Genomic DNA, 21,387 nt, shown 5'->3' with positions numbered 1-21,387 from the left:
TCTTCGTTTTCAACGCGGGTTTGTATTTTCAACCACACTTTGGCCGAACTCCGTTGCTTTTTGACGGCAATTGTTAAAAATCCCCGGCTGGTGCCGTTGGGCACAAGAATCAAAAAGAGACGGGATCGAACCTATGAGAAAACTCGTCGTCGCAGGCATGGTTTGTCTGGTGGCCTTGTCCGGCACGGAACGTGAAGCTTATTCGATGAACCTGTTCGGCCTTCACCTCGGCGACCGCAGTTCGTCCGACCAGGTTCCGCCGGCGCCGCTCTCGCAGCAGCGCGAGCAGCCGCAGCAGCCGATCATGGTTCAGAGCGGCGACGCGGAAATCCGCCTCCAGCAGGCGGAAGACCAGATGCGGCAGCTGAACGGTCGCATCGAGGAAATGAGCTATCAGCTTCTGCAGATGCAGGAGACCATCCGCAAGGCGCAGGCCGACAACGAAATTCGCTTCCAGATGCTGGAAAAGAAGGGTGGCGCCACGGGTGTCGCACCGGCCGCGGGCGCGCCGATCAAGAAGAGCGAAGCGGATACATCAGGCGCAGGCCAGTCCGACGATGTCGCCAAGGTGATCGAGACACCCCAGGGTGCCGATGCCAACCGCGCTGCGGGCAGCACTCTCGCGCCACCGCCTGCACAGCTCGGCTCGATCCAGTTCGACCAGAACGGCCAGCCGGTCGGCGGCAATGTCAATACGGATGACGTTGGGTCTGGCCCGGCGCCTGCCGTCGGCGACAAGACTGCGTCGCTCGGCAACGAGGGCGATACCTACAAGGCTGCCTATGGCCATGTGCTGTCGGGTGATTACTCCATCGCCGAAAAAGAATTCCGCCAGTATCTCGGTACCTATCCGGAAAGCGCACGCTCGCCGGATGCCAATTTCTGGCTGGGCGAAGCCTTGTACTCGCAGGGCAAATACAACGATGCGGCGACGACTTTCGTCAATGCCTACAAAAAATACGGAACCTCCGAGAAGGCGCCGGAAATGTTGCTGAAGCTTGGCATGTCGCTCGCTGCCCTCGACAAGAAGGACACGGCCTGCGCGACGCTGCATGAAGTGACCAAGAAATATCCAAAGGCTTCCAAGCCCGTCGTGGCCAAGGTCGCCAGCGAAGAAAAACGTCTCGCCTGCTGAGCGGCAAGGTCATGGCCGGCGGTCCGGTCTCTTCACCCCAGGCCGCTGCAGCCCGCCTGCTGGCATCGCTTCGCCAGCCCTCGCACATCCTGGTCGCTATCTCTGGCGGCAGCGATTCGACCGGGTTGTTGATAGCTCTTGCCGATGCGATCCGTGCCAGCCACCCCTCGCACCGGCTTTCCGCTGCCACCGTCGATCACGACCTGCGCCCCGGTTCGACCGACGAGGCGAAATCCGTGGCCAATCTCTGCCTAAAACTGGGGATCGCCCACAGCACGCGTCGCTGGCTTGGTGAGAAGCCTGCGACCGGCATCATGGCCGCCGCGCGCGAGGCCCGTTACGACCTGCTGGCCGACGTTGCGGCCGAGGTCAGAGCCGACATGATCGTCACCGGCCATACGCTTGACGACCAGCAGGAGACGCTGGCGATGCGCACTGCGCGTGTGCGGGCAGGGCGGGTTTCTGCGACCGGTATTGCCGATGCGGTGCTGTTCGATCGGCGCATCTGGGTGGTACGCCCGTTTCTGTCCTGCCTGCGCAATGACATTCGGGCTTTTCTCACCGAACGAAATATCGGCTGGATCGACGACCCGAGCAATCTCGACCTTCACTACGAGCGCGTCCGTGTCCGGGCGGGTCTCGCCACCGGCAACCTCATGGCATCGGATGGCGGCGGGAGCGCTAAGGCCGATCTGTCATCGGCAGCGGCGCGCTGGGTGGAACAGTCTGTCGTGATAGAAGGCGGTTTGCTCTGCCGCATCTCTCCCGAGGGCATCGATGCTGCAGCGCCCGAGTTTGCCTACGGGCTCTCCTGCCTTGCAGCCATCTTCGGCGGCCAGCCTTATGGACTTGGGCAGGAAAGGATGGAGCGTATCCTTGGGTTTATCGGCACCGGCGAGCCCGGTCGGCGAACGGCGGGCGGAGTGGTCTTCGACCTCAGGCGCAACGGTCTCTTCCTCATGCGCGAAAGCCGCAACATCGACGCTCTGCATCTTGCCCCGGGAGCGAGGGGCATCTGGGATGGCCGTTTCGAGGTTTTCAATGACGGCCATGGCGGGGTGCAAATTGTCGCAGCCGGCGCAACTTCGCGGATGGCTTTCGCTGCGAGCACCCCAAAAGGTGCGGCGATGCGCGCAGCGGCGTCGGCGCCAACAATCCGTTTCGACGATGAAGACCCGCGTTACGAGCACTCTCCGGTCCGTTTTGCACCGCATCTGGCGCCATTCGACCGCTTTTTGACACGATTCGATCTCACTCTCGCGGATCGGCTGGCGAATGCTTTCGGTCGGTCAGCCTATGTGTCACCTCCGTTTTAAGAGTTATTGACGGAAATCGCATGTGGTTGCGCTGACTGCCTTGGCAAGGGCCCGGCGTAACCCTATGTTAGCAGCCAAGTAATGCAGTCGCCAAAAGGCCGGGCTGTTTCAGTCCCTGGGGAGTTCAATGAACCCTAATTTTCGTAATTTCGCTCTCTGGGCGATTATCGCTTTGTTGCTGATCGCTTTGTTCAGCATGTTCCAGACCTCGCCCTCGCAGACGAGTTCGCGGGATATCCCGTATTCGCAGTTCCTTCGCGAAGTTGATTCCGGTCGCGTCCGCGATGCCGTGATCACCGGCAACCGTGTCGTCGGCACTTATGTGGAGAATGGCGCTGCCTTCCAGACCTACTCTCCGGTCATAGACAGCGGCCTGCTCGACAAGCTGCAGGCGAAGAACGTCGTCGTCTCGGCTCGTCCGGAATCGGATGGCTCGTCTAGCTTCCTCAGCTATCTCGGCACGCTGTTGCCGATGCTGCTGATCCTTGGTGTCTGGCTGTTCTTCATGCGCCAGATGCAGGGCGGGTCGCGCGGCGCCATGGGTTTCGGCAAGTCGAAGGCAAAGCTTCTGACAGAGGCGCATGGTCGCGTCACGTTCGAGGATGTCGCCGGCGTCGACGAAGCCAAGCAGGATCTCGAGGAAATCGTCGAATTCCTGCGCGATCCGCAGAAATTCCAGCGCCTCGGCGGTCGTATTCCACGCGGCGTGCTGCTGGTTGGCCCTCCCGGTACCGGTAAGACGCTTCTGGCCCGTGCCATCGCCGGTGAAGCCAATGTGCCGTTCTTTACGATCTCGGGCTCCGACTTCGTCGAAATGTTCGTCGGCGTCGGCGCAAGCCGCGTGCGCGACATGTTCGAACAGGCGAAGAAGAACGCGCCTTGCATCATCTTCATCGACGAAATCGACGCCGTCGGTCGCCATCGTGGCGCCGGTCTCGGCGGCGGTAACGACGAACGCGAACAGACGCTGAACCAGCTGCTGGTCGAGATGGACGGCTTTGAAGCCAATGAAGGCATCATCCTCATCGCCGCTACCAACCGTCCCGACGTTCTCGATCCGGCACTTCTGCGTCCGGGCCGCTTCGACCGCCAGGTCGTCGTACCGAACCCGGACATCATCGGCCGCGAGCGTATCCTCAAGGTGCACGCACGCAACGTGCCGCTGGCACCGAATGTCGACCTCAAGGTTCTCGCTCGCGGTACTCCGGGCTTCTCGGGCGCCGATCTGATGAACCTCGTCAACGAGGCGGCGTTGATGGCGGCACGGCGCAACAAGCGCATGGTCACCATGGCTGAATTCGAAGACGCCAAGGACAAGATCATGATGGGTGCCGAGCGTCGCTCGTCGGCCATGACCGAGGCAGAAAAGAAGCTGACCGCCTACCACGAAGCGGGCCATGCGATGACGGCGCTCTATGTTGCTGTCGCAGATCCGCTCCACAAGGCGACGATCATTCCGCGCGGCCGTGCGCTCGGTATGGTCATGCAGCTGCCGGAAGGCGACCGCTACTCAATGAGCTACACGTGGATGATTTCGCGTCTGTGCATCATGATGGGCGGCCGCGTCGCGGAAGAACTCACCTTCGGCAAGGAAAACATCACCTCCGGTGCATCCTCGGATATCGAGCAAGCCACCAAGCTTGCCCGCGCCATGGTGACGCAGTGGGGCTTCTCCGACCAGCTCGGCCAGGTTGCCTATGGCGAAAACCAGCAGGAGGTCTTCCTTGGGCACTCCGTGTCGCAGTCGAAGAACGTTTCCGAAGCGACGGCACAGAAGATCGACAACGAAGTCCGTCGCCTGATCGACGAAGCCTACACGCAGGCCCGTACTATCCTGACCGAACAGCACGACGCATTCATCATCGTGGCCGAAGGGCTGCTGGAATACGAGACGCTGAGCGGCGAGGAGATCAAGGCGCTGATCCGTGGCGAAAAGCCGGCGCGCGATATGGGCGACGATACGCCGCCAAGCCGTGGCTCCGCCGTGCCGAAGACTGGCACGAAGAAGGACGGTTCCATTGGTGCCAAGGGCGACGAAGCCGAAGGCGGTCTCGAGCCGCAGCCGCGCTGATCTCAAAATAGCGTTCATAACATCAGGCCGGTTCCCGTCATGCGGGAGCCGGCCTTTTTCGTCGGTCACGACATGTGATAGTTCTTTGCGTTAATTGACGTGATGAAGACGGCGATCTGTGGCATGAGCGTCGCATTCGATGACCCGGACATCAACCAAGTCGGGACGCGCCTCCGTGGGGGAGGCGCTTAAATTTGCGGGAGACACTATGAAGCGTCGCTATTTCGGCACGGACGGAATCCGTGGGCAGTCCAACGTCTTCCCCATGACGCCCGATCTTGCCATGCGGGTCGGCATCGCAGTCGGCACGATCTTCCGCCGTGGCAATCATCGCCATCGCGTCGTGATCGGCAAGGATACGCGGCTGTCCGGCTACATGCTCGAGAACGCGCTCGTGGCAGGCTTCACGGCTGCCGGTATCGATGCCTTCGTTCTCGGCCCCATCCCGACGCCTGCCGTCGCCATGCTGACCCGCTCGCTGCGTGCCGATATCGGCGTGATGATCTCCGCCTCCCACAATCCCTACAAGGACAACGGCATCAAGCTGTTCGGCCCCGATGGCTACAAGCTCTCCGACGATATCGAAATGCAGATCGAGGACCTGCTCGACCAGGACCTGAGCCTTCAGCTGGCGAAATCGGACGACATCGGCCGCGCCAAGCGCATCGACGGCGTCCATGACCGCTACATCGAGAACGCCAAGCGCACCCTGCCGCGCGACGTGACGCTGCAGGGCCTGCGCATCGCCATCGATTGCGCCAACGGTGCCGCCTACAAGGTAGCGCCGGCCGTGCTCTGGGAGCTTGGCGCCGAGGTCGTGACGATCGGCAACGAGCCCGATGGCATCAATATCAACCTCAATTGCGGATCCACCAGCCCGATGGCGCTGCAGAAGAAGGTGGACGAGGTGCGTGCCGATATCGGCATTGCCCTCGATGGCGATGCCGACCGCGTCATCATCGTCGACGAGAACGGTTCGGTCATCGACGGCGACCAGCTGATGGCTGTCATTGCCGAGAGCTGGGCCGATACCCAGCGCCTGCGCGGCAAAGGCATCGTCGCCACCGTCATGTCCAACCTCGGGCTCGAGCGCTTCCTTGGCGACAAGGGTCTTGAGCTGGCCCGCACGCAGGTCGGCGACCGCTATGTCGTCGAGCACATGCGCCAGCACGACTTCAACGTCGGCGGCGAGCAGTCGGGCCATATCGTGCTGTCGGATTATGGCACGACGGGCGATGGCCTGGTCGCGGCTCTGCAGATCCTTGCCTGTGCCAAGCGTTCCGGCAAGCCGGTCAGCGAAGTCTGCCGCCGCTTCGAACCTGTGCCGCAGCTGCTGCGCAACGTGCGCATCACCGGCGGCCGGCCGTTGGAAAATATCGAGGTCAAGCAGGCGATTGCCGATGCGGAGAGCGAGCTTTCCCGCAACGGTCGCCTCGTCATCCGCCCGTCAGGAACCGAACCGCTGATCCGGGTGATGGCCGAGGGCGACGACCGCGTTCAGGTCGAGCGCATCGTCAACGACCTGATCGGCGTGATTTCGAACGTTCGGACTGCCGCTTGACGTTGCAGACCAAGGTCCCGCCGAGTTCTCCCGGCGGGACCTTTTTTCATTATATCGGCTTTGAGGTCTCGATACCCTGAGTGGCGCTATCCGATGGCATATCTTCCCGGGTCATACGGGAGACGTTGATCGATGACGAGATCAACGGCTTCGCGAGACGCTTGCCCGCTTTCCGTTGAAAGCCGAAGACGTTTTGCAGCAGGCCTTTGGTGTAGAGGCCCGGGCCGCTCGAATAGATGCGCCAGCCGCCATCGACGGCAATGGAGCCCGCCTTCACCTCATCCCATTCGCGCGCTGCGCTGTAGCGGTCATGGAATGCGGCATCGCTGCTGCTGAAATAGGTGTTACGCTGGCGCAGGGATGCGTGCGCAAGACGGTCGGTGACGGCAATCGGGTTGGCGAGCGCCAGAGCCAGCCAGAGACCATCGGCATCTTCGTCGAGCACCAGGGTCTCGCAGTAGCGCAGATGGGCGTGCACATACATCAGGCCGATCTCACGTCCGAAGAAGGACGACGATTCGGCGCGGCGGAAGAGCGTCTCGGGACCCCCAGAATAGGTGGCGGGTTTTTCCATCAGGCGGGTGCCGTCCGGAAACAGCAGGTGGTCGCGGATGAGAGCCTTGTGATCGTGGCGCTGGTCTGCGGTGAACAGGCCGCCGAGCATCGGCTGGGTCATGGAGATCAGCGAATAATGCAGGCCGGTGCGCTGGTCTTCCGGATGCAGCAGTAGCTCGACACCGTCGTGGGCGGGATCGAAGATGGCATAGCCCGCGACGATGCCATCGCGGATCAGCAGCCGGTTGAAATCGCTGCGCATCGCCGCTGCGCTGGTCCTCAGCCGCCTTGCCTCGGCGATCTTGCCGATGCTTTCCATGATCGCGCCGTAGCGGACGATCTGCTCGTAGAGAAGGGCCACGGTCCAGCTGCTGACCATCCAGTCGCGCAGGTGCGGATCGGCCGGCTGAAGCGAATCGTTCCAGTCGCCTTCGCCATAGCGGATCAGGCTGGTGCCGGGGATGAAGCGGGTGCGGATTGTCGCCAGCAGTTTTTCGACATGGTCGGCGATCGATGCCTTCTCCGGCGTCCGCTCCATGCTGCCATCATCGCGCCAGGCCGTGGTCTCGTTAAGGAACCCGAGGTCGCCGGTGGCCTCGATATAGTCGCAGAGCGCCTTCAGCGGCCAGACGACGATATCGCCATGGGCTTCGCTCGAGCGGATATTGGCGTAGGGCTCGAACATGAACCATTGCGGCCAGTCGCCCCGGTCGCGGAACTGTTCGCCGAAGATGATCTTCAGGACCTGCTTGGCTTCCGCATCGTGCTCGTAGGAGAGCAGGAATTCGATCGGCCCCTGGCAGGCATCGCGCGTACCCCAGGCGGCGCCGGTATACTGCTCCAGCCCGTGCGGCACGCTAATATGGACGATGGCATCATGGGCCATCCAGGGCAGGATCGCCGCATGGGCTGCTAGATCCGGGCCGGTGCCGGTGATTTCGAGGCCGCGTGTCGCGTGTTTCCAGAAGCGGTCTGCGGGGTCGAGCATGGCGGCTTTGGAGACGCCAGCCTTGTATCGGCTGGCAAGGCGCTCGGCCTCGGTGGCATCGACCATCGACCCAACGACGGCGAAGGTCAGCGATTGCGTCGCATGCGATCTGAGGGCGATGAAAGGTCCGTTCCGCGCGACACCGTCGATATAGAGCAATTCATCTCCGCCGACGACATCGACGGCGTCTTTCGTCGATGACACCAGCCGGTAGCTGGCATCGGGATAGCGCTGCCCCCAGAGCCAGTTCGGATCCGGCTGCAGGGTGACCTGCTTTGCTTCGGCATCGAGGGTGATCCGCCCGCTCGTCTCGTATTCGCGCTCGCCGAGCGTCACCTGGCCGTAGGCAAGGAAGCGGCAGGCCGGGCCTTCGACGGCGATGGTCCACTGCATGGCGGGATCGTCGCCGGCAGCAACTGCCGAGACAGTGATGGTGCGGTCGGCCAGCCGGTAGATCCAGCGGCAGTCGCTGAGGCCCATGTCGAATGCCGAGGGGACGCCGAGCAGCTGCCAGCCGGAGCCGGTATCGACCATGATCCGCAACCCGCTGTTGCGGGTGAGATTGTAGGGATCGCGCGAGACGGAAAACAGCTTGTGGAAGGAGGTGTTGCCGATGGTCAGCTGGGCGGCAAAGATGCCCTGCATCCAGCATGTTGCCGCCAGCGTGTTGTCGTCCGGCAGCATGCTCTGTCCGCTGCGCAGGATAGCACCATGGCGACGCGCGACACGGAGCTCCTTTTCGAGCAAAACCACGTGGCGGTTCCGAAAACCGCCGGGCACGAAGAACGATAGCAGCTTGCCGTCCACACGTTCCTCCAGCTCACGGTTTGGGTAGAGATTGGCAACGGCTGCGTCGTCGAGGGCCGCCGCCGCCAGCAGCAGCGCATCCTGCACCAGGCTGCGCACGGGTGGCGCCTCAATGAGCGGACCGGTGGTGGCGGTTGGCAGATCCGCCAGCGGTGCCAGGAGTGCGAGATCGGCATCGCTCGATGCCTCCGGATGATCGGCGACAAACAGGCCGAAGAACGTCGCGCTGCCGGAGGCTGAGGGCGCAAGCGACATCGGTGGCGACTGGAGCGCCGGGCAGGCGACCTCGTGCTGGCGCCGTTCGCTCGGCAGGGCCACCCCGAAGGCGGGCACGAGCTGTCCGTCCGGCCTGCGGGTATCGACGAGCTGGATCGCATCGGTGGCAAAGGCCGCGGCTCCTTCGAGGCAACCCTGTGCCAGCCACGGTATGTGGCCGCCGCCCTGCTTGAGGTTCTGGCGGTTCATGATCACCGGGCCGAAGCGCTCATGCGTCGCGACGTGGTGGTCGATATATTGCGAGGCGTAGGCTTCGCTATTCATCAGAAACCCGCGGTCGCCGAGCCCGATATCCTGGACCAGCACGACGTCGGCATCGACGGGTTCAGAGCGGGTGTTTTCCAGCGAGACGCGCCAAAGCCAGATCGGCTCGGCTGGGTGCAACTCGAGGCGGACGCGGTGACGGATGCCGCCGGTTTCGCCGGTCCATGAGAATGCGCTGTCGCTGCTGGCGAAGCGAACCTTTGCGCGCGGGCCGACGATCTCGGCCAACACCGGATCGGGGCCGCCGGTTCTCAAATAAAGCCGGCCGATGCCGCCATAGATAGGTGAGCCCAGCACCTGATTGATCATCACCTGCACGCCTGCGGCGTCGCGATGCTCGATGGCAAACAGTGCGCCACTGGCAAGCGCCGATACCGAGAGGCCGGCCGGATTGCCGATCGTCGTAAGGCCAAGATCTTCGCGACGGGATGTCTGGAAACTACGGTCGAGGTCGGATGCCATGATGTCTCTCGCTGATTGCGGCCTGCGGGGACTACATCACAAGCCGCAGAGAAAGCGCAGTAAAATCTGCGGCAAAACGGGATGAGCGGGATAGTGGGTTCGGGGAAACGGCGGAGGTTGTCTTTTATCTGCCGCCGGAGCGCGGTTCGACGACTTGCGGCCGTTAATTTACTCTTCTAATTGTATCGACGATGAGCACATCGCATCCAATGACGCCAATCAGCGTGAAGGCAATAGGCCTGGTCTGGCACCAAGGGCGCCTTCTTGCAGCCGAGGTTTCAGACGGCCAAGGTCGCGTTGCAGGCGTTCGTCCGCTGGGTGGTAGTATCGAGTTCGGCGAACTTTCCGAAGTCGCACTGAAGCGTGAGTTCCTGGAAGAACTGGGTGTCGAGATCGAAATTGTCGGTGGACCGCAGGTTTTTGAAAACCTCTACACGTTTGGCGGCGTGCCCGGTCATGAAGTGATTTTCGTCTTCGAGGTCAAATTCCCTCTCAAAGAATCCATGACAGGCGATCACATCGTCTTTCACGAAAGCGACGGCACCCCCAACGTCGCGCGCTGGTACCACCCTGACGATCTCGATCGCGATGGCTACCCTGAACTCTATCCCAAGGGGCTGAAGAGCGCGCTGGCCAAATTGAAGTTGGCAGATCCGAACTAAGGGGATGACCCGATAAACACTATTTCCCTTAGCTCCGAATGCCGACCTCCCGTCCGATTTGACATCCCCCAGCGTGAGACCACCAGTGCCACCTCTGGCGATGATAGTCGTGGATCAAGCCAGGAGGAATTCCACAAGAGCATTCTGAGCGTGAAGCAAAAATGCTTTTGCGGCGGCTCTCCTTACCTGCCGGATCCTGCCAGTTTCGACCAGGCGGGATCGCCGGTAGGGTCGGTGGACCAGAATTTAATATCGGCGAAGTCGATGGATTGGATGAGATCGGGCAGGGTGTCCCTGTAGATGCCGAAGCGTGGCTGGACGTCGATGTACGGGTGCCCGTCTTCGTCGCGCATGCCGTGATCGAGATAGCCGAGGCGTCCGGTGTAGGAAATTGCGCAGGCGCGTCCGTTGAGGGCGACTTGCAAGGCGCTTGCGCCTTCCTGCAGGCTTGGCTTCAGCATGACGTTGACATCGTTCCATTCGCCTATCTCTAGGGGCCAGGGTCCGCAGACGATCTGGGACGTACCGGCATTGCAGTCCGATGTTCCCCTCACCTTTGCAACGAAATCTGCGCCGGTCTTGGAGGGGATCGCCTCGATCTTGAACAGCGGGTTGGCTGACTGGCAGGAACCGAGAGGCTTCGTCTCTTCTGTCGGGATATTCTGCTTTACCTGATGGATGACGGTGCGATTGCCAATCCCTGACCATGGCGCGTCGAGCCTGAAGGTGAAGTGATACCAGGTCGGCTTGTCGAACTTGATGACCTGCTTCCTGATCTGGATTTCGACGCGCTCTATCGGTGCGTCACCGACGCTCTGGTCAGGCGCGTCGCCGGGATGCACCGTGATATGCAAGAAGGGCCGCGCAGGCGACGAGAGGTCGCAGACAATACGCGATCTCCATGCATTGGGGTCGAGTTTGCCGCTGATCTTCCAGAGCTTCGGTGGATGGGCGCTATCAGCGACACACAGGTCCTAAAATCCCGCCGAGAGCGGTGCTGCTACATCCTGCGCAACGGCTGAGGATAGACCGAAACCAAGCAGGCCCAACAGGATGGATGCGAGTTTTATGGATCTCGTGGTCATCATCATCAGCATTTCCCTCGAGAGCGCAGGGCTTGCGAGCCGGTGGCTACAAGCAGCTTATGGGACAAGATCACGACAGCAAAGTTTCAAATCCTGCTCACTCAGTCACAAAGTGCAAGTCAGGGCGCGCTCTGAAGAGCGCGGCTGGCGGTCTGCAAAAGCGCAAACTGTGTTGTTCACGGTTGCCCAGATCTCCCCACCCAAATTTGCCGTTTCCCCTGCGCTCCCTATATCCTGCGCATGGCCGAAGCCTTCGAGCCAGCGAGGTTTTCGTGGTTTTACTTTCTTCCGTATCCCGCTTTGCGCTCTCTGTGATCCTTGCTTGCGGGCTGGTTGCGGGGGTTGTCATCGTGCCGGAGGCGGTGGAGGGGGTTGCGGTGTTGCGGTCGGGGGCGAGCGAGGCGGAGATTGTCGCTTATCGCCTGCGCGGGGTTCCGGCCACTGCCTACCAGGATGCGATCGGCAAGGCGCTTGGCGATGACGATCCGGATCTGGCTGCAAGCCTGTTGGCACTCGCCGATAGCCGTGATGTCATCATTCCAGCCGATCTTCGGCAGCGTGTCGCGGCGGCACAGGGTTTTGATGCCGGACGCAGCCTGCGGGATGCCTGGAGCGGGCTTGCCGGCGGTGACGCCAGGAGCCCCGAGGCGCTGGCGGGTGCCGTTACAGCAGATCTCACCGGCATCAGCGACGCCCGCGACCTGGTGCACGAAGGCCGCTCCTATATCAATGGTGAGGCCTACAGTCCGCTGACGATGGGGCTTGCCGCCGCAGGGCTGGTGATTACGGGCGTGACGATCGCGAGTTTCGGCATGGCATCGCCGGCGCGGGTCGGCGTCACGGTGCTGAAGGCCGCCGACAAGGCGGATTTGCTGCGGCCGCCATTCCGCCGAGCAATGACCTCGGTGGCGACTGATCTTATCGACGCGAACGCTGTGCGGGAAACGGTCGATCTTGCCTCCGCCGGCGATCTTGGCGCGGCCCGGTTGACGCTCTCCCGTTCGGTGCGTGCGAAACCGCTGGCGGCGCTAACGACCACCGCGACCGAACTCGGCGCCCTCGCGAAGGGCGCGGGCTACCGTGCCACGCACGATGTGCTGAAGCTTGCGGACAGTCCCGCCGATATCTCGCGTTTCCGGCGGCTTGCCGAAAGCTTCGGCCCGCGGTTCCGTGGCGCGCTGGTGCTGGTCGGCGGTGCCGCTTTGACCGCGGCAGGCCTTCTTGCAACCGTATCCGGCTGGCTTTTGGCGGGGCTGATGTGGGTGCTGGCAGCGGTATTTGCGGGGTATCGCATTCTCCGCTGGCTATGGCGGCTGGGCCGCCCGCGACAGTCCCTGTCAGCGTGATGCGAATTGGCCTATACACGGTCCGGGACGATAAAAGGGCAAGACGACAGGTGCGGGCATGGGGATAAGGCATCCCCGGCCATCGGCAGTACAGAAATGCGGGGGATAGGCGATGTTCCAGGAAACCATGATTGCACATGCCGACAAGGCGGAGTTCTACCATGCGCTGCAGGCGCAGCTGGGCGGCCTGCTTGCCGGCGAGACGGATGCGATTGCCAATGCTGCCAATACCTCGGCGCTGATCTTCCAGATGCTGCCCGATATCAATTGGGCCGGCTTCTATTTTCTCCAGTCGGAGGACGAATTGCTGCTCGGGCCTTTTCAGGGCAAGCCTGCCTGCGTGCGGATCGCCGTGGGCCGTGGTGTGTGCGGGACGGCGGTGGAGAAGGCGCAGACCATGCTGGTCGAGGATGTCCATGCCTTTCCCGGCCATATCGCCTGCGATGCCGCTTCGCGCTCGGAGCTGGTCGTGCCGTTGATCCGCGATGGCCAGGTGTTCGGGGTGCTCGATCTCGACAGCCCGCTGCCGGGCCGTTTCGACCGTGTCGATCAGGCCGGCATCGAAGCGATGGCGGCGATCTTTATCGGTGCGACGGCTTGGGATGGCTGACAACCATCGTCGCCTGTGATTTGGGGGTAATCGGCTGAGAGGAATGGGTTCGTGACGAAAAGGGCGGGAAGCGCGGATCTGCCGCTGCATGGTGGTCGTGTGCCGCCGTGGCTGGGGCAGCGCATGACACGGCTGGGTGCGCTGATCACCGAGGCCATCGTCCAGCATTACGGTCGCGACGAGTTTCTCAGCCGACTTGCTCATCCCTTCTGGTTTCAATCCTTTGGCTCGGTGATGGGGATGGACTGGCATTCGTCCGGTATCACCACGAGCGTCATCGGAGCGCTGAAGCGCGGGCTGGCGCCGATGGCCGGTGAACTGGGCATCCATGTCTGCGGCGGTCGAGGCGCGCAATCGCGCAAGACGCCGGACGAGCTGATGGCCATCGGGCGGCGTGTCGGCATCGATGGCGCAGCACTGGCGACGACCAGCCGGCTCGTCGCCAAGGTGGACAGTGCAGCGCTGCAGGACGGCTTCGATCTCTATCTGCACGGCTTCATCGTCACCGACGACGGCAAGTGGGTGGTGGTGCAGCAGGGCATGAACGGCGAGGCGAGGCAGGCGCGGCGCTACCATTGGCAATCGGCCGGGCTCGAAAGCTTCCTCGATTCGCCGCACGCCGCTATCGAAGGTCATAGCCTCGGCGAGATCGTCAATCTTGCAGACCGGCGAGCGGACCAATCGCGCTCCGGCCAGCTGGATCTGCTGGCCTCCCTCGGTCCCGACCGCATCCTGCGCGAAGTCATCGATCTCGAGGCTGCCGGAAAACCGCGCAAACTATCCGATCAAATGACGCTGCCGCATCTGATAATGCCCGCCCATCACGATGTTCGGCAGGAGGATGTCAACATGCGACGGCTGCATGGCGCGATAGCTGCTGCGGCCGATCGTGGTCCGAAGGACTTTTCGCAATTGCTGCTGGTGCCCGGTGTCGGCGCGCGCACGGTGCGGGCGCTGGCCATGGTGGCGGAAGTGGTGCACGGCGCGCCCTGCCGGTTTTCCGACCCGGCGCGTTTCTCGCTCGCCCATGGCGGCAAGGATAGGCATCCGTTTCCGGTGCCGCTAAAGGTCTATGACGAGACGATCAACGTGATGAAATCGGCGGTGCGCAAAGGGCGCCTCGGTCGTGACGAGGAGATGCAGGCGCTGAAACGGCTCGACGACCAGACACGCCAGCTGGAGCGCTACGTTACCGGCCCCGATCTGAAGGAGATCGTCGCCGGCGAATTCCGCCGCTCGGCGGAGTGGGGCGGCCGGAGCGTCTTCGGCTGGGAATCAGCCGAAGACAGTGTTGAAATTAGGGATGCTGAAAGCGGCCGCCGCAAGGCTGATCTTAGCTAGGCGGTCAGGGCCTTCTCGGTAGGCTCTTCGACCGGGGTCTGGTTGCGTTCCGAGCGGAAGGCTGCGGAGCGGGCGTAGGCAAGCTTGCGCATCCGCATGATGCTGCCGAGCGGACGGTGAGCGGCAAGGCCGTTCCAGGGGCGGAAGGACATGCCGTCGTTGATCTCGCGGTCGCGCTCTTGCGTCCAGGACGGCTGCGGCTCGACCGTCAGGGTGGCGACCGTGATAAACGGGCTTTTTTCCTCGTCCCAGACGGCAGCGGCATCCTCGATCGACATCTCCTCCGCGTTCGAACAGAGCTGCACCTGAAACTCCCAGACCGCCTTGTTTCTGCGGAAATAGTCGGATACGGCCTCGCGCAGCCCGTCTGGATTGTGGTTGAGATCCAACTCCTGGCCGGTCAACGCTTTCAGCTCTTCGGATTGTGGAACGAGCGCGAACTTGGCGACATAATCGCCGTAGCGAAGGGGAAGCTGTGCAAAGAAACTTTCGCCGAGGATATTCGTCTCGGGGTGGCCGCCCAGCGAGATGATCGAGGCGCTTTTTGCTCCTACAGCCTCGATAACGCTTTCGATGCCACGCAGGACTTTTGAGGCAACTTCCTTCAGGCTGTCGGCATGGTCCGTGGTTGCCGCCAGTGCCTTGAGGTTTAGGAGAAAGGCCTTTGCACTCGACGCGTTGAACTGCTTGCCGTTGACCATCAGGAAATCCTGGGATGCGCTGTCGTCTTCCGGGTCAAGCCTCGGGCCATCGACATCAACGATTTTCAACGCCAGACCGCGCGGTGTCGAGACGCTGTCATGGAGAATGTCTCCGGGCGTCGTCGATAGCCGCACGAAAGCCTTGTAGCTGGCAGGCTTTGCAAACAGGCCCTGCGCCAGTTCGGGCGGCAGGCCGTCCATGACCCGGAACTCGCCTTCCAGCAGGCCGTGGCTCTTAGCATGGACGCTGCGGATGGCATGGCCTCCGTCGCGGTAGGTCTTGTGCGAGATCGACAGCATGGTGTCCGCCAGTGCGCGGGCGGTCTCCGGTTCGTCCTTTTCGACGGTTTCCAGATCGTCGCGGTAGGCCTGCGGATTGTGCGGTGGGCTCTTTGTCATGGGGTCGTCCTCAGGCTGGCATCGTTTGGTCGATAATCTTGTCGATGGTCACGGGCAGGTTTCGCTGGCGCTTGCCAGTGGCGTGGAAGATCGCGTTGGCAATCGCCGCGCTGACGCCGACGAGACCGATTTCGCCGAGGCCCTTGATGCCGATGGGGCTTGCCTTGTCGTCGAATTCCTCGACAAAGATCACATCGATATCGTCGATGTCGGCATGGGCCGGCACGTGATATTCGGCAAGGTTGTGGTTCATGATCCGGCCGCTGCGGTGGTCCCACATGCCTTCTTCATGCAATGTCATGCCAATCCCCATGACGACGCCGCCGAGAATCTGGCTGCGTGCCGTTTTCGGGTTGAGGATCTTGCCGGCAGCGATCGCACTGACGATGCGGGTGACACGAACGACACCCAGTTCCGCATCGACACGCACCTCCGCAAACACTGCGGAATGGGTGTAGCTGATGAACTTCATCATCTGCATCTTGTCCGGTGCCACCGAGCCGTCGCCCTCGAGAGACGACAGCCCCTCGGCGGCAAGGAGATCGGCGATGGTCGCTCCCTTGGTTTCGTCCGTCTTCAGCACCAGGCGGCCCTCGCGGATGACGACATCGCCTATCTTGGCGTCGTCGAGTGGCGATCCCTTGGTCTTCTGTGCCAGCGTCAGGATCTGCTGGATTACAGCCTGACAGCCGGCCTGTACGGCTGAACCCGTGGAGGCGGCTGTCCAGGAGCCACCCTCGACCGTGGTCGTCGGCAGGGTGGAATCGCCGATCTGAACGACGACCTGGTCCATGGCAACGTCGAAGGCTTCGGCGGCGATCTGCATCAGGATCGTGTAGGTGCCGGTGCCGATATCGCTGGCTGCCGCTTCCACGACGATCTGGCCATTGCCGGTGTAGCGAACCTTGGCCTCGGCGGGGCTGAGCATCGCGTCCCAGAAGCCTGTGGCCATGCCCCAGCCAACCAGTTCGTTGCCGTCGCGCATCGAGCCCGGCTGCATCTGGCGCCTCGACCATCCGAAGCGTTCCGCACCCTGCCGGTAGCAGGCATGCAACGCCTTGCTGGTCAGCTGCTTGTCGTCGTTCTGGTCGAAATGGATGAAGTTGCGGGTCCTGAGTTCGAGCGGATCGATGTCGATCTCATAGGCGAGTTCGTCCATCGCAGATTCCAGCGCGAACAAACCGGAGGCGGCGCCCGGGGCGCGCATGTCGCCCGGTGTCATCGTGTCTAGCTTGGCGAGTTCGTAGCCCAGCTTGACGTTCTCGCAGCGGTAGGCGAGCCCCGACCAGTTGACGACGACTTCCTGGTAGTCCTCGAACTGCGACGTGCCGGAAACCACGTCGTGCATGACGGATTGCAGCTGGCCGTTGGCATCGGCGCCAAGCGACACCGTCTGCAACATCAGCGGGCGGAAGCTGAGATAGAACATTTCGCGACGTGTCAGTTCCAGACGCACGGAGCGCTTCAGCTGCAGGCTTGCCATGACAGCGAGGAAAAGCTGGTGGCGCGGGCGCAGGCCGGCACCGAAGGCGCCGCCGACATATGCGTTGATGACGCGCACGTCGTCCTGCTCCAGCCCGAAGACATTGCAAACGAATTTTTGCGAGTTCTGCGAGCCCTGCGTCTTGTCGTAGATGGTCAGCTGCTTGTCATTTTCCCACAGCACGGTGGTGGCAAACATCTCCATCGGATTGTGGTGTTCACCTTCCAGCGCGTAATCCGCCGATACCTTGAAGGGCGCCGATGCATAGGCTTCTTCTGCCTTGCCGCGGGGCTTCGGGGGAGGTGCTATGCCGTTTCTCTTGGTAGGCGGCACGTAGCTGTTGCCGCGCTCCGCCTCGATGTCGGTATGCGCCTCGGCTGCCTCGTATTGTACCTTCACCAGTGCCGCCGCATCGCGGGCGGTCTCGAATCGATCGGCGACGACGAAAGCGACGGGCTGGCCGTCGAAGAGGATCTTGTCGGAATCGAGCGGTCGGAAGGGATGGCCCGGGGCTGCGGTATCGTCCTGCCACTTCTTGTCCGACGTGGCGACGTCCATCCGGTTTTCGTGGGTGAAGACCTCCACGACACCGGGAAAGGCCTTCGCGGCCGTGGTGTCGATGCTGACGATCTTGCCGACGGCTATGGTGCTCAGCACGACGGCGCCGTGCAGCAGGCCAGGTTCGGAATATTCGGCGGAATACGTCGCCTGGCCAGTGACTTTCAGCCCTGCGTCGACGCGCGGGACGGGATGGCCGATATGGCGTGTGTTGGTGCTCAAGGGGCTCTCTTTCATGCGATCGCCTTTACGGACTGGACCTGCGGGGTTCCGGCAACGGCCTGCCTCAGGGCACGCAGGATGGCCTTCTCTGCCAGCGGTATCTTGAAATCATTGCTGCCCTGGCCCTTTGCGGGTGCAAGCAGCGTAGCGGCGAAGGCGCGGAAATCGGCCTCCGAAGGTTGGCGCCCGATGAGCGCTGCCTCGGCCTGCCTGTCACGCCATGGCTTGTGGGCAACGCCGCCGAGCGCGATACGGGCGCCGGATACAACACCCCCGTCCATGTCCAGCGACACGGCCACGGATACCAGCGCGAAGGCATAGGAAAGACGGTCGCGCAGTTTCAGGTACGTGTGATGGGTGGTGCTCGGCTTGCCATCGATCCGGATGCCGGTAACAATTTCGCCGTGCATCAGCGTGTTGTCCTTTTCCGGCATATCGCCGGGAAGCCGATGGAAATCGGCGAATTCGATGGTGCGTTCGCCGTCCGGGCCGGTGACCTCGACAACCGCATCGAGCGCCGCCAGCCCGACGCACATATCGGATGGATGGGTTGCAATGCAGCTATCGCTCGTGCCGAGAATGGCATGGATCCGGTTGAGGCCGCCGATGGCGGAACAGCCGCTGCCCGGCTCGCGCTTGTTGCACGGCGTCGACGGGTCATAGAAATAATAGCAACGTGTCCGCTGCAGCAGGTTTCCGCCCGCTGTGGCCGCGTTGCGGAGCTGCGGGGAAGCGCCGGCAAGAATTGCGCTGGAGAGCAGCGGATAGTCCCGCTGGATACCTTCGTGATAGGCGATGTCGCTGTTGGATGCGAGTGCTCCGATCCGGTATCCACCGTCGGGCAGCGCTTCGATGTCTTTCAGCTGGAGGCCATTGATGTCAACGAGCACGGAAGGGGCGACAACGTCGTATTTCATCAGATCGACTATGTTGGTGCCGCCAGCGATAACCTGCGCACCGGCGTTCGATGCGAGTGCGGCAACCGCTTCGCTGACGTTGGCGGGCTTGATGTATTCGAACCGGTTCATTCGGCTGCCTCCCGGTGGTCTTCAAACAGCACGTCTTCGACCGCATCGGCGATGTTGGTGTAGGCTCCGCACCGACAGATGTTGCCACTCATGAGCTCGCGGATTTCTGTTCGGTTGCTGGCCTTGCCCTCGTTGACGAGGCCGATGGCGGAACAGATCTGGCCGGGGGTGCAGTATCCGCACTGCAGGGCGTCGTTTTCGACGAAGGCGCGCTGCATCGGATGGAGATTGTCGCGTTCGCCGACACCTTCGATGGTGGTGATTTCGGCGCCGTCACGGGTGACAGCGAGGATGAGGCACGAATTCAGGCGAACACCGTCAATCAGCACCGTGCATGCGCCACATTGGCCGTGGTCGCAGCCCTTCTTCGTTCCGGTCAGATGCAGATCTTCCCTCAGGAGATCGACCAGTGTCGTCCAGGGCGCCACCTGAAGATCATGCTTTTCGCCATTGATGGTGAGGACGACCGGCACCGTGAAGCCGGACGGCGTTGGGGATCGGTTTTGCATAGGAAACCTTTCAGTGGGACAGGGGTCAAACCTCAAAAGGCGCAGTTTGTTCCGAAGACGCTCACCGGTTGCAGAGCAAATAAAAAAGGCGGCCCGCTTGAGGCCGCCTCCCGGATCAATTGCAAAGCTGGCTCAGGCGTTGAGCGCCATGCGTTCTTCGTCCTCGTCGCGCTGACGGCCGCCGATGGCGCCGGCTACACCGGCGATGAAGGCGCCGACAAGCAGGGACAGGGCTCCAAGAAGAGCAACGACCGATGCGCTCTTGCGAGCCTTGTCGGTTGCCTGCTGCGTGGCAACCTTGGCATCGTCGATACGCTTGAGGACGGTATCGACGCGGGCTTTGGCGTCGGCATCGGACAGGCCGGCGCGCGAGGCGACCACCTGCTGCAGATAGGTGCGGTCGTCAGGCGAAATACCGCCATCGGCCGCGCCAGTCAGCAAGATGCGCGACACTTCGGCAGTGACGTTCTCGTTGCTGTCGCTGCCGGGAGCAGCCTGAGGACGCGAAGGCCGCAGCAGTGCATCGGTGTAGTAGGCAGGCGAGAAGGTGCTTGAAGACTGGGAAGCACTCGAGGCAGCAGCGGAACCAGCCGTTGCTGCAGCACCGCCGGCGACAACTGCCGTTGCCTGCGCGCCAGCACCGATAACGGAGCTGACAGCCGAGCTCAACAGGCCGGCGACGACGATCGTTGCCACTGCCCATGACAGAAACCCATGGGCAGTGTCACGGAAGAAGACCTCGTAAGTATGGACGCCGGTCCATTTCGTGCGAAGCCGGCCGGTCAGGTACCCACCGACGCCAGCCGAAAGCCACTGGATGACGATGAGCCATACGGCTGCAGCGACGCCGACAGTAGCCGCCGACGAGCTTGCGTTAGCCCAAGGAGACACCATCGTCAGGCCAAGGCCGGAGCCGACCAGCAGAAGTATCAGGGTGATCGCCGTGGCAGCCACGGCACCGGCGATCACCGGTGCCCAGCTTACGGCGGAGGCCGACGATTCGACTGGGGCAGCCGCCTCGTAGCCGGTTGTTGGAATGGTCACTGCGACCTCCTATCGAACGAATAGGAGAATGATGATGATGAGCGGAATCGGAATGCCGAGCAACCAAAGCAAAATACCACGACCCATAATAACCTCCTGCCAGATGACTGGCCTTATGCATTTATCTTGAGTTGCCGCAAATGTGGCGCGACCAACCGTAGCAGGAACTAGCAAGTGGAAAGTTGGTTCCTGATTTCATGGCAAAAGTTGCAGCTCGCCTTGTGGCTTGCCCAAATGCGGCAAATATCCCACGGGTCGGAGTTAACAGCCCGGCAAGCTGAGCAAATTTGTTGAAAATGTGGCGATTGCGGGTAAGGTCTGTGCTTCAGGGATCGAAGGCGAGGGCGAGTGATGACGACAACGACGGACTGGCCCAAGGAAGGCATTCAATCCAGCGATCTCGGCATGCTGCAGGCGGTGCTCGACGCCTGGTGCGTGGACAAGTCTGTCGACATCCACAGCCCCGATGCTCAGGTGGCCGCACGTTCGCTGATCGACTGGTACGAGTTCGGCATCAGCGACCCCGCCGAACTCAGGACCATGCTCGAGGGTTGAACGGCTTACGATGATCGCGGACGTGGGGCGATGAGGTCGCACGCCATTCTCAGTCCGATCGCGTCGATACAGATGTCGTTTTCCGGCCGGGGTGCCATCGGTGTTGCTGCGTTGACGGCAAACATCTGATCAAGTCGATCGATGTGCATGGGCACAGCTGCCCAGAGGACGGGACGTCCGATGTCTATGATGTGAACTGTCGTTTGCCGGCCCCTGAGCGAGACATCCGCCACCGCCATGCCCCAGGTGACTGCGCCGATCGCCAGGATTACCTGAAAACCGAGATCTGCAGCTTCGCGCGAGGTCATGAGCATGGATCGGGCCTCCCGGCTTGGACTGCAATCATTGCAGCTATTTACCGGGCATCCCTATGCCAGCGCGATTGCTACTTCCAGCCGCTTCCGCTGTA

General features: G+C 62.0%; 17 protein-coding genes. 9 read left to right on the top strand and 8 right to left on the bottom strand.

The window, feature by feature from the left end:
• The first annotated feature begins 133 nt into the window (after positions 1-133).
• From ybgF to glmM, 4 genes are all read left to right on the top strand, one after another.
• Complete coding sequence (ybgF, locus tag EQW76_RS21025) at positions 134-1,135, top strand: tol-pal system protein YbgF (protein WP_142830709.1); 1,002 nt, start codon at positions 134-136, stop codon at positions 1,133-1,135.
• 11 nt (positions 1,136-1,146) lie between these two features.
• Positions 1,147-2,451 carry a tRNA lysidine(34) synthetase TilS gene (gene tilS / locus EQW76_RS21020; RefSeq protein ID WP_142830711.1) on the top strand — a complete coding sequence of 435 codons (1,305 nt, stop codon included), beginning with the start codon at positions 1,147-1,149 and terminating at the stop codon, positions 2,449-2,451.
• Between the two features lie 127 nt (positions 2,452-2,578).
• The gene (gene ftsH, locus EQW76_RS21015) at positions 2,579-4,522 is read left to right on the top strand and encodes an ATP-dependent zinc metalloprotease FtsH (protein WP_142830713.1); all 1,944 of its coding nucleotides are present in this window, start codon (positions 2,579-2,581) and stop codon (positions 4,520-4,522) included.
• A 208-nt stretch (positions 4,523-4,730) separates the two neighbouring features.
• Entirely contained in the window at positions 4,731-6,083 is a 1,353-nt protein-coding gene (gene glmM, locus EQW76_RS21010) for a phosphoglucosamine mutase (protein ID WP_111222419.1), read from the top strand.
• Positions 6,084-6,132: 49 nt separating this feature from the next.
• On the opposite strand, the gene EQW76_RS21005 is transcribed toward glmM, so the two are convergent.
• Positions 6,133-9,435, bottom strand: coding sequence for a cellobiose phosphorylase (locus EQW76_RS21005; protein WP_224127961.1), 3,303 nt, complete (start codon positions 9,433-9,435; stop codon positions 6,133-6,135).
• A gap of 209 nt (positions 9,436-9,644) precedes the next feature.
• Here EQW76_RS21005 and EQW76_RS21000 point away from each other — a divergent pair, with 209 nt between their 5' ends.
• Positions 9,645-10,097 (top strand): NUDIX domain-containing protein, encoded by a 453-nt coding sequence (locus EQW76_RS21000; RefSeq protein ID WP_224127963.1) that lies wholly within the window; start codon positions 9,645-9,647, stop codon positions 10,095-10,097.
• Between the two features lie 182 nt (positions 10,098-10,279).
• On the opposite strand, the gene EQW76_RS20995 is transcribed toward EQW76_RS21000, so the two are convergent.
• Positions 10,280-11,026 carry a heparin lyase I family protein gene (locus EQW76_RS20995; RefSeq protein WP_224127979.1) on the bottom strand — a complete coding sequence of 249 codons (747 nt, stop codon included), beginning with the start codon at positions 11,024-11,026 and terminating at the stop codon, positions 10,280-10,282.
• Positions 11,027-11,454: 428 nt separating this feature from the next.
• Here EQW76_RS20995 and EQW76_RS20990 point away from each other — a divergent pair, with 428 nt between their 5' ends.
• The 3 genes from EQW76_RS20990 to EQW76_RS20980 all read left to right on the top strand — a co-directional run bounded on the left by EQW76_RS20990 (position 11,455) and on the right by EQW76_RS20980 (position 14,479).
• On the top strand, positions 11,455-12,528 hold the full coding sequence (locus tag EQW76_RS20990) for a hypothetical protein (protein ID WP_142830718.1): 1,074 nt from the start codon (positions 11,455-11,457) through the stop codon (positions 12,526-12,528).
• Positions 12,529-12,655: 127 nt separating this feature from the next.
• Positions 12,656-13,138, top strand: coding sequence for a GAF domain-containing protein (locus EQW76_RS20985; RefSeq protein WP_224127981.1), 483 nt, complete (start codon positions 12,656-12,658; stop codon positions 13,136-13,138).
• Between the two features lie 51 nt (positions 13,139-13,189).
• On the top strand, positions 13,190-14,479 hold the full coding sequence (locus EQW76_RS20980) for a DUF763 domain-containing protein (protein WP_143123190.1): 1,290 nt from the start codon (positions 13,190-13,192) through the stop codon (positions 14,477-14,479).
• Here EQW76_RS20980 and EQW76_RS20975 read toward each other — a convergent pair.
• From EQW76_RS20975 to EQW76_RS20955, 5 genes are all read right to left on the bottom strand, one after another.
• Positions 14,476-15,579: a catalase family protein gene (locus EQW76_RS20975; protein WP_142830724.1), complete on the bottom strand. Its 1,104-nt coding sequence runs from the start codon at positions 15,577-15,579 to the stop codon at positions 14,476-14,478. The genes EQW76_RS20980 and EQW76_RS20975 overlap by 4 nt on opposite strands.
• Before the next feature lie 10 nt (positions 15,580-15,589).
• Positions 15,590-17,857 (bottom strand): xanthine dehydrogenase family protein molybdopterin-binding subunit, encoded by a 2,268-nt coding sequence (locus EQW76_RS20970; protein ID WP_143123189.1) that lies wholly within the window; start codon positions 17,855-17,857, stop codon positions 15,590-15,592.
• Positions 17,854-18,870: a xanthine dehydrogenase family protein subunit M gene (locus EQW76_RS20965; protein WP_142830727.1), complete on the bottom strand. Its 1,017-nt coding sequence runs from the start codon at positions 18,868-18,870 to the stop codon at positions 17,854-17,856. Before EQW76_RS20965 ends, EQW76_RS20970 begins: the two co-directional genes overlap by 4 nt.
• On the bottom strand, positions 18,867-19,379 hold the full coding sequence (locus tag EQW76_RS20960; protein ID WP_142830729.1) for a 2Fe-2S iron-sulfur cluster-binding protein: 513 nt from the start codon (positions 19,377-19,379) through the stop codon (positions 18,867-18,869). The genes EQW76_RS20965 and EQW76_RS20960 overlap by 4 nt, the downstream gene beginning before the upstream one ends.
• A gap of 132 nt (positions 19,380-19,511) precedes the next feature.
• Positions 19,512-20,423 carry a hypothetical protein gene (locus tag EQW76_RS20955; protein WP_142830731.1) on the bottom strand — a complete coding sequence of 304 codons (912 nt, stop codon included), beginning with the start codon at positions 20,421-20,423 and terminating at the stop codon, positions 19,512-19,514.
• Between the two features lie 351 nt (positions 20,424-20,774).
• On the opposite strand from EQW76_RS20955, the gene EQW76_RS20950 reads away from it, so the two are divergent.
• Positions 20,775-20,978 (top strand): hypothetical protein, encoded by a 204-nt coding sequence (locus EQW76_RS20950; RefSeq protein WP_142830733.1) that lies wholly within the window; start codon positions 20,775-20,777, stop codon positions 20,976-20,978.
• 5 nt (positions 20,979-20,983) lie between these two features.
• On the opposite strand, the gene EQW76_RS20945 is transcribed toward EQW76_RS20950, so the two are convergent.
• Complete coding sequence (locus EQW76_RS20945; RefSeq protein WP_142830735.1) at positions 20,984-21,292, bottom strand: hypothetical protein; 309 nt, start codon at positions 21,290-21,292, stop codon at positions 20,984-20,986.
• Positions 21,293-21,387 lie beyond the last annotated feature (95 nt).

Origin of the sequence: Rhizobium sp. rho-13.1 (assembly GCF_007000305.1) — a bacterium.
Taxonomy (GTDB): domain Bacteria; phylum Pseudomonadota; class Alphaproteobacteria; order Rhizobiales; family Rhizobiaceae; genus Rhizobium; species Rhizobium rhododendri.
The sequence above is the reverse complement of the archived record's forward strand: the minus strand, read 5'-3'. Positions and strand labels throughout refer to the sequence as shown.

Excerpts from the sequence above, each read along its gene's own strand:
- ybgF (WP_142830709.1), top strand. The coding sequence starts at position 134 with ATGAGAAAACTCGTCGTCGCAGGCATGGTTTGTCTGGTGGCCTTGTCC.
- tilS (WP_142830711.1), top strand. The coding sequence starts at position 1,147 with ATGGCCGGCGGTCCGGTCTCTTCACCCCAGGCCGCTGCAGCCCGCCTG.
- ftsH (WP_142830713.1), top strand. The coding sequence starts at position 2,579 with ATGAACCCTAATTTTCGTAATTTCGCTCTCTGGGCGATTATCGCTTTG.
- glmM (WP_111222419.1), top strand. The coding sequence starts at position 4,731 with ATGAAGCGTCGCTATTTCGGCACGGACGGAATCCGTGGGCAGTCCAAC.
- EQW76_RS21005 (WP_224127961.1), bottom strand. The coding sequence starts at position 9,435 with ATGGCATCCGACCTCGACCGTAGTTTCCAGACATCCCGTCGCGAAGAT.
- EQW76_RS21000 (WP_224127963.1), top strand. The coding sequence starts at position 9,645 with ATGACGCCAATCAGCGTGAAGGCAATAGGCCTGGTCTGGCACCAAGGG.
- EQW76_RS20985 (WP_224127981.1), top strand. The coding sequence starts at position 12,656 with ATGATTGCACATGCCGACAAGGCGGAGTTCTACCATGCGCTGCAGGCG.
- EQW76_RS20975 (WP_142830724.1), bottom strand. The coding sequence starts at position 15,579 with ATGACAAAGAGCCCACCGCACAATCCGCAGGCCTACCGCGACGATCTG.
- EQW76_RS20970 (WP_143123189.1), bottom strand. The coding sequence starts at position 17,857 with ATGAAAGAGAGCCCCTTGAGCACCAACACACGCCATATCGGCCATCCC.
- EQW76_RS20965 (WP_142830727.1), bottom strand. The coding sequence starts at position 18,870 with ATGAACCGGTTCGAATACATCAAGCCCGCCAACGTCAGCGAAGCGGTT.
- EQW76_RS20960 (WP_142830729.1), bottom strand. The coding sequence starts at position 19,379 with ATGCAAAACCGATCCCCAACGCCGTCCGGCTTCACGGTGCCGGTCGTC.
- EQW76_RS20950 (WP_142830733.1), top strand. The coding sequence starts at position 20,775 with ATGACGACAACGACGGACTGGCCCAAGGAAGGCATTCAATCCAGCGAT.
- EQW76_RS20945 (WP_142830735.1), bottom strand. The coding sequence starts at position 21,292 with ATGCTCATGACCTCGCGCGAAGCTGCAGATCTCGGTTTTCAGGTAATC.